Consider the following 12,121-nt stretch of genomic DNA (forward strand, 5'->3'; position numbering starts at 1 on the left):
ACGTTGCTGCCCGGGCAATAGCCACCGCAGGTGGGTGGCTTTCATTGTCCGGCAGGACGCCCCATTCAAGCGACGGCCACGCACCAACCGCCCTACCCCAGCTCCCGCGCAAGAAATGGCGCCGTCCTGCTGACTTTCGCGCGCGCCACCTGTTGCGGCGTTCCCTTCGCCACGATGGTGCCCCCTGCCCCGCCAGCTCCGGGGCCTACATCAATCACCCAGTCCGCCTGTGCAACGGCGCGCATGTCATGCTCGATCATCACCACTGTATTGCCCGCGTCCACCAGCCGCTGCAGTTGCACCAGCAGCCTGTCCGCATCCGATGCATGCAGGCCGGTGGTGGGTTCGTCCAGCACGTACAGCGTGCGCCCGCGTTGGCTGCGCTGCAGCTCGGTGGCCAGCTTGATGCGTTGCGCCTCACCGCCTGAAAGCTCCGTGGCTGGCTGGTCCAGCCGCAGGTAGCCCAGGCCGATTTCCTGCAGCAACTGCAGCGGGCGGGCAATGGCCTCTTCCTCGCTGAAGAACGCATGCGCCTGGTCGACCGTCATCTGCAGGACCTCGGCGATGTTGCGGTCATTCCACTGCACCTTCAGCGTGGCGTCGTTGTAACGGGCGCCATGGCAGGTGGGGCAAGGCGCATAGACGCTGGGCATGAACAGCAGTTCGACGCTGACGAAACCCTCGCCCTCGCAGGTCTCGCACCGGCCCTTGGCCACGTTGAACGAGAAGCGGCCCGCATCGAAACGGCGGCGGCGCGCGGCGGGTGTCGCGGCGAACAGCTTGCGCACGTGATCGAACAGCCCGGTATAGGTGGCCAGGTTGGAGCGTGGCGTGCGGCCGATGGGCTTCTGGTCGACCTGCACCACCCGCTGGATGGCGTCCATGTCGCCTGCCAATGTGCCCCGCGTCGTTTCGATCACGGTCGGCCCGTCGGTGGGAGTGCTGTCGGCGCTGTCGTCCGCAGGCTCATGCCCAAGGTGCAGCAGCAACAGCTCGGGCAGCGCCTGCGCCATCAGGCTGGACTTGCCGGAGCCGGAAATACCGGTCACCGCCGTCAGCAGCCCCAGCGGCACCTGTGCGTCCACGCCCTGCAGGTTGTGGCGGTGGATACCCTTCAGTTCCAGCCAGCGGGTGGCGCTGCGCTGCTGGCTGGCGGGCGCAGGCACCTGATCGAACAGATACCGCGCCGTGCGCGACTCCTGAACCTTGCGCAGGCCGTCGGGCTCGCCACTGTAGAGGACCTGGCCACCATGCTCGCCCGCCTCTGGCCCAACGTCCACCAGCCACTGCGCGCGGCGCATCAGCTCCAGATCGTGTTCAACAACGAACACCGAGTTGCCGCCGTCGCGCAGCCGTTCCAGTGCGTCGTACAGCGCCTGGCTGTCGGCCGGATGCAGGCCGGCCGAGGGTTCATCAAGCACGTACAGCACACCAAACAGCAAGGAACTGAGCTGGGTGGCCAGCCGTAGGCGCTGCAGTTCGCCGGCTGACAGGGTTGGCGTCGCACGGTCCAGCGAGAGATAGCCCAGGCCCAGGTCACGCAGCTGGCGTACCCGCGCCATCACACCGCCTGCCAATCGTTGTGCCGCCAGGCGCTTCTCTTCGGACAGGGCGGAGGTCAGGCGCACGTCGGGAGCACCCTCGTGGGTCGCCTGGCCACTCGCGGCCCTCCGGGCGCGATCGCGGGGTGTCGCGCTCCTGCTGGCGCGAGCGCCCTTGCTGTGCGCGCCGAAATCACCTTGTGCGATGGGCTCCAGCAGCGCCGCCAGCTGGTCCAGCGGCAGCCGCATGAACTCGCCGATATCCACGCCGGCAAAGGTGACCGAGAGCGCCTCCGGCTTCAGGCGTTTTCCATGGCAGGCCGGGCACAACCGGCCTTCCATGTAGCGGGAAACGCGCTTGCGCATCAGCGCGCTCTGGGTGTTGGCAAAGGTGTGCAGCACGTAACGCCGCGCGCCGGTATAGGTGCCCATGTAGCTGGGCTCCTGCTTGCGCTTGAGTGCGGCACGGGTCTCTGCGGGCGTGAAACCGGCATAGACCGGCACGCTGGGCGCTTCCTCGGTGAACAGGATCCAGTCCCGATCCTTCTTCGGCAACTTCTTCCACGGCACGTCGATGTCGTAGCCCAGCGTGACCAGGATGTCGCGCAGGTTCTGGCCATGCCATGCCGGCGGCCAAGAGGCGATGGCGCGCTCGCGGATGCTCAGCGAGGGGTCCGGAACCATCAGCGCTTCGGTCACTTCGTAGACATGCCCCAGGCCATGGCAGGTGCTGCAGGCACCCTGTGGCGTGTTGGGCGAGAAGTCCTCGGCGTACAGCATGGGCTGGTTGGCCGGGTACGCACCGGCACGCGAGTACATCATGCGCACCAGGCTGGACAGCGTAGTCACGCTGCCCACCGATGAACGTGCGTTGCTGGCCCCGCGCTGTTGCTGCAGGGCCACCGCCGGCGGCAGCCCGTCGATGGCATCCACATCGGGCACGCCCGCCTGGTCGATCAGGCGGCGCGCATAGGGTGCCACGGACTCGAAGTAACGCCGCTGCGCTTCAGCGAAGACGGTACCGAAGGCCAACGATGACTTGCCGGAACCCGACACCCCGGAAAACACCACCAGTGCATTGCGCGGGATGGAGACGTCGACATTCTTGAGGTTGTGCTCGCGTGCGCCGCGCACCTCGACGCAACCGCTGGCGGCGGCAGCACATGACGACTCACCAAAGGGGGTATTGGACATCGTTACGATCCTGCGGGCAGTGAGCGGCGCGCTTCAGGGCGCCCAGTGGTGCATTTTCGCTGCTACCGGGTGAATGTGGCGAGGGTGAGCGCGGTCTTGGCGCTCATGATCCGCCGTGGGCGCCGCCACGCCATCAACCTAGACCCGCAATGCCTCCAGCACCAGGCTGAACGCCGGGGAAGGCTGTCGCCTGCTCGGGTAATACAGGTGGTAGCCAGGGAACAGCGGGCACCAGTCCTCCAGTACCCGCACCAGGCGGCCACTTTCCAGATGGGGTGCCAGCTCATCAACGGGCAGATGCACCAGGCCCAGGCCGTCGAGCGCGGCATCGACCATGTGCGGTGACGTGCTGAACACCAGCGGGCCATCCACGCGCACATTGATCTCGCGACCCTTCTTCTCGTACTCCCACACATACAGTCCACCGCTGGTGGGAAGACGGATGTTTATGCACCGGTGACCAGTCAGATCGCCCGGCACCTTCGGCATTCCGTGCGCATCGAAGTAGCCCGGCGTCCCTGCGGTGGCCATGCGCAGGCGTGGGCCGATGGGCAGGGCGACCATGTCCTTGTCGATGGATTCGCCAAGGCGAACACCGGCGTCGAAGCGGTCGGCAACGATGTCACGCAGTGCATAGCTGACGTCAAACTCGATGCGGATGTCCGGATAGCGGTGCAGCAGCGGCATCAGCTTGGGAAGCAGCACCGTGCGCAGCACGTGGTCGCCGCTGGTGATCCTGACCTGCCCAGCCGGTGTGTCCCTCAACGCAGTAAGGGCTTCGAGCTCCATTTCGATGTCGTCGAAGTGGTTGCCGATCGATTGCAGCAGGCGCTCGCCGGCGGTGGTCGGCGAAACGCTGCGCGTCGTGCGGGTCAGCAGCCGGATTCCCAGACTCTCTTCCAGGGTCTTGATGGCCTGGCTCAGTGCGGACTGGGTGACCCCCAGCACGCCCGCCGCGCGGGTGAAGCTGCCCTCCCGCGCTACGGTCACGAAAGCCAGCAGGTCATTGAAGTTGCGTCGTGCCATGCGTGCAGTGTGTCACAGGGATTGATTAGCGCAACTAATTGACCCATTCGAAATTGATTATCTAATCAAACGCCAGCGTGTGGTCCAGACTGGCCCCCTCCCCTACCACGGGAGGTCCGGCCGCCGGGTCTTCCGCCGTCATCGCCCTTCTGGGCCTGGAAACCTTCATGAGTTCACTCAATCTTCCCCCGGCCGGGGCGGGCACGGCCGCGCCTGCGCGGTCGGCAACCCCCAGGGAATGGGGCGCGGTGCTGGCCCTTACACTCGGCGCGTTCGCTCTGGTTGCTTCCGAGTTCATGCCAATCAGCCTGCTGACGCCCATCGCCACCGACCTGCAGGTCAGTGAAGGCCAGGCAGGCCAGGCGATCGCGGTGTCCGGTGCATTTGCACTGGTCACCAGTTTGCTGGTCTCGCCACTGGCCGGGCAGCTGGACCGCAAATGGCTGCTGCTGGGCCTCACCACCGCGATGATTCTCTCGGGCACATTGGCGGCACTGGCGCCCAGCTTCCCGGTGTTCATGCTGGGCCGTGCGCTGATCGGCGTGGCCATCGGTGGCTTCTGGGCCATGTCGGCCGCCACCGCCATGCGTCTGGTTCCTTCGCACCAGGTGCCCCGCGCACTGGCCATCGTCAACGGCGGCAACGCGCTTGCCACCGTCATTGCGGCGCCGATGGGCAGTTACTTCGGCGCCATCGTCGGTTGGCGCGGTGCGTTCTTCTCGCTGGTGCCGGTGGCTGTGGTGGCCCTGCTGTGGAAGATCGCCGCGCTGCCATCGATGAAGGCGACCGCCGGGCGCGCGTCGTGGAATGTGTTCGCGCTGTTGAAGCGCCCGCCGGTGGCGTGGGGCATGGTGGGCGTGAGCCTGTTCTTCATGGGCCAGTTCTCGCTGTTCACCTACCTGCGCCCATTCGTGGAAGGCACGCTGCACGTATCGCCTTCGACGTTGTCGCTGTTGCTGCTGTTGATGGGTGCTGCAGGCTTGGCCGGCACGTTGTTGATCGAGCCCTTCGTGCACAAGGCACTGTTCCGCACGCTGGTGCTGCTGCCCGCACTGATGGCCGTGGTGGCTGTGTGCATGATCCTCATCGGCAACACGCTGCCGAGGGTGGCGGTGTTGTTCGCCCTGTGGGGCCTGCTTGGCACGTCGGCGCCCGTGGCCTGGTGGTCGTGGCTGGCCCGCACCCTGCCCGATGACGGCGAGGCAGGCGGCGGCCTGATGGTGGCCGTGGTGCAGATGGCCATCGCCATCGGCGCCACCGTGGGCGGCGTGCTGCTGGACCACCAGGGCTACCTCGCCACGTTCTGGTTCAGCGCTGTCCTGATGCTGGGCTCGGTAGTCACGTCCTGCATCGCTGCGCGCTCGGCGCAGCACCATCGCCTTCCTGTCCATTCCTGACGGAGCTCCCCATGCACTACACCTCTCTGGGCCGCTCGGGCCTGAAGATCAGCCGGCTGGGCCTTGGCACCATGAACTTCGGCGAACTTGCCGACGAGTCGACCAGCTTCACCATCATGGATGCCGCCGTGGATGCCGGCATCAACTTCTTCGACAGCGCAGACGTCTACGGCGGACCGCAGTCGCCGGACATGGCGCAGGGCTTCGGCGTGTCTGAGGAGATCATCGGGCGCTGGCTCAAGCGCAGTGGCAAGCGTGACGGCTTGGTACTGGCGACCAAGGTCTATCAGCCGATGGGTCTGGGCCCGAATGATCGCCGGCTGTCGGCGTACCACATCCGCCGCGCCTGCGAGGCCAGCCTGCGCCGACTGCAGACCGACCACATCGATCTGTACCAGATGCACCACGTGGACCGGGCAACGCCATGGGAAGAAATCTGGCAGGCCATGGAACAGCTGATCCGCGAAGGCAAGATCACCTACGTGGGCAGCAGCAACTTTGCCGGCTGGGACCTCGCTACCGCACAGGGCGTGGCCGCCGCACGGCACACCTTTGGCCTGGTGGCCGAGCAGAGCCTGTACAACCTGACCCAGCGCACGGTGGAGCTGGAAGTGATCCCGGCACTGCGCTACCACGGGCTGGGCCTGATTCCCTGGAGCCCGATCGGCATGGGACTGCTGGGCGGCGTGCTGAAGAAGGTCGCCAATGGCCGACGCGCTACCCCGCAGCTCCTGCAGCGTATCGAACAGCTGCGCCCGCAGCTGGAAGCGTATGAAGCGTTCTGCGATCAACTGGGCGAAGCGCCGGCCGATGTTGCCCTGGCGTGGCTGCTGCACAACCCGGTGGTGACCACCGCGCTGAGCGGGCCGCGCACGGTGGACCAGCTTTTGCAGAACCTGAAGGCCCCTGCCCTGAAGCTCTCAGGTGAGTCATTGGCTCGGCTGGATGCGATCTGGCCTGGCCCCGGTGGCGAGGCGCCCAATGCCTACGCCTGGTAATCCCCCAACTCCTGGAGTACTCCCCATGTCCATGCTTCTCGGCACGTTGATATCCATGGCTGCGCCTGCGACCGGCGGCGGCCCGGCCAGCGACGATCTGAGCATAACGCCTGCTGGCAGCGCATCGTCCGTGGCGGGCCCCGCTGACTACTTCACCGGCAACGTGCGCATCGACGGCGGCTTCCAACGCCCTGCGCCGGCACGCGTAGGCGGTGCAACGGTCACCTTTGAGCCCGGCGCACGCACGGCCTGGCACACCCACCCGCTGGGCCAGACCCTCATCGTGACGGCAGGCGTGGGCTGGGTGCAGCAGTGGGGTCAGCCACGCCAGCAGATCCGTCCGGGTGACACCGTGTGGATCGCCCCGGGCGTGAAGCACTGGCATGGCGCAAGTGCCGCAGTGGCGATGACCCACATCGCAATTGCCGAGGCGGTGGATGGCAGCCCGGTGACGTGGCTGGAGAAAGTGAGCGACGAAGAATATTCGGAGATGCGCGAATGAAAACGCTGCTGCTTTCTCTGGTCCTCGCGACCATCCCCCTCACTGCAGTTGGACAGGACATGGCCCACGGCGCGGACAACTTCTATCACAGCACTCAGCTCACCAGCGAGAAGGTGCGCTTCAACAACCAGTACCACATGCAGATCGTCGGCAATCTGTACGTACCGAAGAACCGTAGGCCTGGGCAAGCATTGCCCGCCATCATCGTGGGCCATCCCATGGGTGCGGTGAAGGAGCAGAGTGCGGATCTCTACGCACAGAAGCTGGCTGAACAAGGTTTCGTGACCCTGGCTATCGACCAGTCATTCTGGGGTGAAAGTGCGGGCGAGCCGCGCAATGCGGTTGCGCCGGACATCTATGCCGAAGCCTTCAGCGCAGCCGTCGACTACCTGGGCACGCAGCCACAGGTGGATCGCGAACGGATCGGCGTGCTTGGCATCTGTGGCAGTGGCAGTTTCGTGATCAGTGCGGCCAAGATCGACCCGCGCATGAAAGCCATTGCTACAGTCAGCATGTACGACATGGGCGCTGCGAACCGCAGTGCCCTCAACCGCTCGCAGAGCGTTGAGCAGCGCAAGGCCGTGATTGCTGCCGCCGCGCGCCAGCGTTGGATTGAAGCTGAGGGCGGCGCCGCACAGTACACCTCTGGCACCGTGCATGTGCTTGAGGCAGACACCCATCCGATCCAGCGCGAGTTCTACGACTTCTACCGAACGCCGCGTGGCGAATTCACGCCGGCCGGCTCATCACCGCAGCTCACCACCCACCCGACGCTGACCAGCAACGTGAAGTTCATGAACTTCTATCCGTTCAACGACATCGAGACCATTTCGCCGCGTCCGATGTTGTTCATTTCGGGTGATCAGGCGCATTCAAAGGAATTCAGTGAGGAGGCCTACCGACTGGCGGGACAGCCGAAGGAACTGCTGTGGATGAAGGGTGCGGGCCATGTGGATCTGTACGACCGCACCGATCTGATTCCCTTTACGGAGCTGGGGGCGTTCTTCCGGAAGCGCTTGGACGGAAGCATGTGACAGGCCGACGCCCCCTTGCCCTCACCCTGTCCGAAGCATCGCCACCAGCAACCCCATCAGGGCACTCCCCGCCGCCAGACTCAGCCACACCTTCCCAACACTGCGGGCGCTGAAAACGCCCACAGCAACGGCAATGAACAGCACGAACCCCAGCAGTGAACTGGCCAGGACCGAAACGGCTGTCCTTACCCCTGCCAGCACGGGCAACAACAACGCCAGTGCCGTGGCCGTAACGGCAGTGATCAGGTATCCGCCCAGCGAGGCGGCCAGCACACGGCTCGCCACCTGCCAGCGATAGGCCGCTTCCCGCCCGGCCGGAGGCTTGGCCGGGCGCGCCGCCTCCGGCGCCCGTGGCCAGCGGCGCTGCAGCTTCAGGGCCATTCTTGCCAGCATCAACCCGAATGCCAGTGCGACCAGCTCCACGCCGGCCTGCTGCCACGCGCCCCGCTGCAGATACATCAGCAGCCCCTGACCGGTGGTTGCCATGTTCACCAGCGGCAGTGCCAGGCATAGCGCTGCGGCCAGCCACAGCTGCTCGATCCAGGCCAGGCGAGGTGGGCGCCAAAGCGCGTGCAGCACCGAGGCAGCGCAGGCCGCAAGAAAAATGCGTATTTCCCACGCACTGCGACTGCTCATTTCCAGTGGCAGCAACCGATTGCCATACAGGTAGACGATGCTTGCCAGCGCCACCCCAGCCAGCGATGCGACGTTGAACGCTTCCACGCAGCGATAGATGCCCGCCGTGGCCGCGCCGAACTCGTGCTCGCTGCGCTTGCGCCGCTTGATCGAGAACAGCAGCGTGCCAATGGCGATCATCGCCGTGCCGAGCAGACCGCTGATGAAGTACAGCCACTTCATCGGCCAGCCGCCAAAATCGGCCTTGTGCAGTGCTTCGATGGTTTCGTGCACCTGTACGGCGCCAATGGCATGCGGATGTGCGCCATGCTGTTGCAGCAGCGTGCCGCTGGCAGCATCGAACGCCGCCCGGCTGGTCTCGGTCAGGAGATGCCTGCCCGCGCCCCCCTCCGGCTTGCGGCCGATCACCTCCACCACGCTGTGCACGGTGCCGGGCGCCTGGATCACGACCAGTGCCGGTGGCTGCCCGCTGATGGCGTGCGCGCGTGCCAGCAGTTGCTGCAGGTCCGGTAGTTGCGCGGTGGATACCAGGATGCCGGGCGGAGCTGGTTGCATAGGCGCCAGCTCGGCTTCGTAGCGCGCATAGGCGTCATCAGCATCGCCATAGGCCGCATGCACCGGCCACGGCAGATAGCTGCTGTAGAAGAAGGTCAGCCCGGTGTAGCCGATCATGAACAGGAACGGCAGGGTCAGCACGGCACTCAGGTTGTGCGCATCCAGCCAACTGCGCTGTCCCTTGCCCGGGCGGAAGGTGAAGAAGTCCTTGAAGATGCGTTTATGCACCACCACGCCGGACACCAGCGCCAGCAGCATGCAGGCGGTGATCCAGCCGACCAGCCAGTAGCCGGCCATGCCGCCGTGCAGGGTGTAATGGAACGACATGAAGTGGCGCCCGCCTTCGGTCTCCCGAAGACGAGGTGGAGGCTGTGGCATGCCGGTGCCGGCATCCACCCAGCCTTCGTGCCCCGTGCCGTCGCCATCCTCCCATGACAGCTCCAGCGGCCAGCCCTGCTGGACAGGCCAACGGATCTGCCATTCCCGGGCATCGGCAGCGTTTGCAGCCAGCCAGTGCTGCGCACGTACCGCCTGCATTCCCGTGTCCACCGCCGGCGAGGAGACCGGCACGGGGCCGGCCTCCATCCATCGCGTGATCGGCTCGCGGAACACGCTGAGCGTGCCGGTCAGGAAGATCGCGCACAGCAGCCAGCCACAGGTAAGGCCGCACCAGGTGTGCAGCCACGACATGCTCTGCCGGAAGCCCGCTTTCATGCCTGCCCCGTGGCGGGCAGGCCGTTGCCCCGCCGGTTGCGGAAGATCACAGCGAGCCGCGCAGCGTCAGCATCACATTGCGGGGTTCGCCAAAGAAGTTGCCGCGGCGGATCTGGCTGATCATCGCGTAGTAGCGGGTGTCGAACAGGTTGGCCACGTTGACGCCTACGCTCCAGCGCGGATTGATCCGGTAGCCGGCCCGCAGGTCCCACACGGCACGTCCCGCTGCGCCCATGCGCCAGTCCGGGTCGTCGTAGGCCGGATAGGAATAGCTGCTCTGTGCCGATACACCGCCGCCCACGGAGAACGCGTTCCACTTGCCCGGCAGCTGGTAGGACGTCGATAGGCGCAGCAGGTGGCGGGGCGTCTCGGCGCTGATGGTCGCGCCCTCATCATCGCGGCTGGTGACGTGGGTATAGCCGGCCATCATCTGCCAGCCAGGCGCCAGTTCGCCGCTGGCTTCCAGCTCAAAGCCCTTGCTACGCAGCTTGCCGCCATTGCGGTAGCAATCGGACGACGCCAGCGAGCCACGGCAGCTGCCCGGGTCGGATTCGTCCACCACGGCGTTGCCGGTCTTGCGGATGGAGAACACCGCGGCGGAGACATTCAGGCGGCCATCGTTCAACTCACCCTTCACGCCCAGCTCGTAGTTGGCGCCGATGGCCGGATCCAGCACCGAGCCGGACGCGGTGACATACGAGCTCTGCGGCTGGAAGGTATCGGCGTAGCTGGCATAGACCGACCATTGCGGACCCAGGTCGTAGACAAGGCCGGCGTACGGGGTGAATTCGTGCTTCTGTTCGTAGTCGCGGCTCTTGGCGCCGGTGAAGCCATCGCTGGACTGGTACTTCACCCAGCTCAGCCGGCCACCCAGCGTGAGGTGCAGCGGTTCTGCCAGCTGCAGGCGCAGGTTGCTGTACACGCCGCTCTGCTGGGCGCGGGCGTTTTCTGACCAGTCCCACGCGGGCTGCAGCGGCTGCGCAATGGCGCTGTGGTCGGGTGCGTAGACATCAATCGGCACGTCGATGGCCAGGTCCCCCGAGCTCTGGCGGGTACGCTGGCGCGACCACATGGCGCCCAGCAGCAGCTGATGGCTGCGGCCGAAGGCTTCGAAGTTGCCGGTGGTGTGCAGGTCGATGCCATCACTGCGCACGCGCGAGCGGTTGAAATAGATGTCATAGAAGCGCGAACCGATGCCGGTGGCGCGGTCCACCCCGCCCAGCGGAACTGCAACACGCTGGTCCAGGTCCGACTCGGTGCGGTTCACCGACAGGCGTGCCTTCCAGCGTTCGTTGAAGCGGTGCTCCGCCTCTGCAAAGGCTTCGTCAACGGAGCCCTCCTGCCGGTTCCAGTCCTGGATGAGCGAGGTGGAACGCTTGATGTCCAGCGCACCACCATCGGTGTAGCGCGGCAGGCCGAACAGCCAGTAGCCGTCGGTGTCACTGGCCTGATGGCGCAGGCCGAAGGTCAGCGTGGTATCCGTGCCCAGATCGGCATCGATCACCCCATAGGCCACCGGCGTCTTCGATGAGGTGCCCCGCTGGAAGTAGTCGCGGTCCTGATAGGCGGCGACCAGTCGGCCGCGCGCGCTGCCGGTAGCATTGAGCGGGCCACCGCCATCCACCTCGACGCGGTAGTTGTCCCACGAGCCCACGGTTGCGGCCAGATCCAGATGAGCCTGGTCGCGCGGGCGCTTGCGCACCATGTTGATTGCTCCGCTGGGGTCGGCCGCACCCAGCATCATGCCACCGGCACCGCGCAGCACTTCAACGCGCTCCAGTACCGCGGTGTCGATCGGCAGCCAACCCACGGGGGCATACACGATGCCGGCCACGCCATCGACCAGATAGTTGCTGTCGTCCACGGTGAAGCTGCGGATCGAGAACTTGTGGTTGCCGAAGTTGCGGGCGGTCTTGGTCACACCCGTGGTCTGCGCCAGCGCCTCGTCCAGCGTGGTGAGGTTGCGGTCGTCGAGCTGCTGGCGGGTGATCACGCTGACCGACTGCGGGGTCTGGCGGATGCTCTGCCCCAGCTTGCCCAGGCTCAGTTCACGTGCCGTGTAAGCGCCATCGCTTGGGGCATTGGCGGTCACGTTCACCGTCTGCAGGGTGGTCTGGGCATCCTTGCTGCGCGCAGGTGTTGCTGCTTCCTGGGCCAGGGTGAACACGCCCGGACGGGTGGCATTGACACGCACGCCACTGCCCTCCAGCAGGCGCACCAGTGCTTCCTGCGGCGTGTAACTGCCGCTCAAGGCCGGAGCGCGACGGCCGGCCACCGCCGATTCGCTGAACAGCACCTGCTGCCGGGACTGCTCGGAAAAGCGGCGCAGTGCGGCATCCAGCGGTTGCGCCGGAATATTGAACTGCACGCGCGCAGCCGGCTGCGCCTGTGCAATGGCCGGCGCTGCCAGCGCGCTGGAAATGCACAGTGCCAGCAACGGCAGCCGCTTGGCGTGTACCCCCGTAGAGAACGCGCCAGCAACAAGTGCGCGCTTGATCTTCATGTACCCCATTACCGCTCCATC

8 protein-coding genes are annotated in these 12,121 nt (G+C 65.8%); 4 read left to right on the forward strand and 4 right to left on the reverse strand.

Features of this window, described 5'->3' with window-relative positions; all coding sequences use genetic code 11:
• Positions 1-92: 92 nt before the first annotated feature.
• Together AC3ITW_RS11495 and AC3ITW_RS11500 are read right to left on the reverse strand one after the other, a co-directional pair.
• A complete protein-coding gene (locus tag AC3ITW_RS11495; protein WP_489389498.1) occupies positions 93-2,735 on the reverse strand; it encodes an excinuclease ABC subunit UvrA in 2,643 nt (880 codons plus the stop codon).
• A gap of 138 nt (positions 2,736-2,873) precedes the next feature.
• Positions 2,874-3,761 (reverse strand): LysR family transcriptional regulator, encoded by an 888-nt coding sequence (locus tag AC3ITW_RS11500; protein WP_012511072.1) that lies wholly within the window; start codon positions 3,759-3,761, stop codon positions 2,874-2,876.
• Between the two features lie 167 nt (positions 3,762-3,928).
• Here AC3ITW_RS11500 and AC3ITW_RS11505 point away from each other — a divergent pair, with 167 nt between their 5' ends.
• From AC3ITW_RS11505 to AC3ITW_RS11520, 4 genes are read left to right on the forward strand one after another with little or no spacing between them, the layout of a single operon-like run.
• Complete coding sequence (locus AC3ITW_RS11505; protein ID WP_006367410.1) at positions 3,929-5,158, forward strand: MFS transporter; 1,230 nt, start codon at positions 3,929-3,931, stop codon at positions 5,156-5,158.
• Between the two features lie 11 nt (positions 5,159-5,169).
• Entirely contained in the window at positions 5,170-6,156 is a 987-nt protein-coding gene (locus AC3ITW_RS11510) for an aldo/keto reductase (RefSeq protein ID WP_100434645.1), read from the forward strand.
• Positions 6,157-6,181: 25 nt separating this feature from the next.
• Positions 6,182-6,658 carry a (R)-mandelonitrile lyase gene (locus tag AC3ITW_RS11515; RefSeq protein WP_080103060.1) on the forward strand — a complete coding sequence of 159 codons (477 nt, stop codon included), beginning with the start codon at positions 6,182-6,184 and terminating at the stop codon, positions 6,656-6,658.
• Complete coding sequence (locus AC3ITW_RS11520) at positions 6,655-7,692, forward strand: alpha/beta hydrolase (protein ID WP_006367412.1); 1,038 nt, start codon at positions 6,655-6,657, stop codon at positions 7,690-7,692. The genes AC3ITW_RS11515 and AC3ITW_RS11520 overlap by 4 nt, the downstream gene beginning before the upstream one ends.
• 21 nt (positions 7,693-7,713) lie before the next feature.
• Here AC3ITW_RS11520 and AC3ITW_RS11525 read toward each other — a convergent pair whose 3' ends face one another.
• Both AC3ITW_RS11525 and AC3ITW_RS11530 read right to left on the reverse strand, forming a co-directional pair.
• A complete protein-coding gene (locus AC3ITW_RS11525; RefSeq protein WP_012511077.1) occupies positions 7,714-9,597 on the reverse strand; it encodes a PepSY-associated TM helix domain-containing protein in 1,884 nt (627 codons plus the stop codon).
• A 46-nt stretch (positions 9,598-9,643) separates the two neighbouring features.
• A complete protein-coding gene (locus AC3ITW_RS11530) occupies positions 9,644-12,100 on the reverse strand; it encodes a TonB-dependent siderophore receptor (RefSeq protein ID WP_489389499.1) in 2,457 nt (818 codons plus the stop codon).
• Positions 12,101-12,121: the final 21 nt, after the last annotated feature.

This window comes from Stenotrophomonas sp. KH_052, from assembly GCF_057838755.1.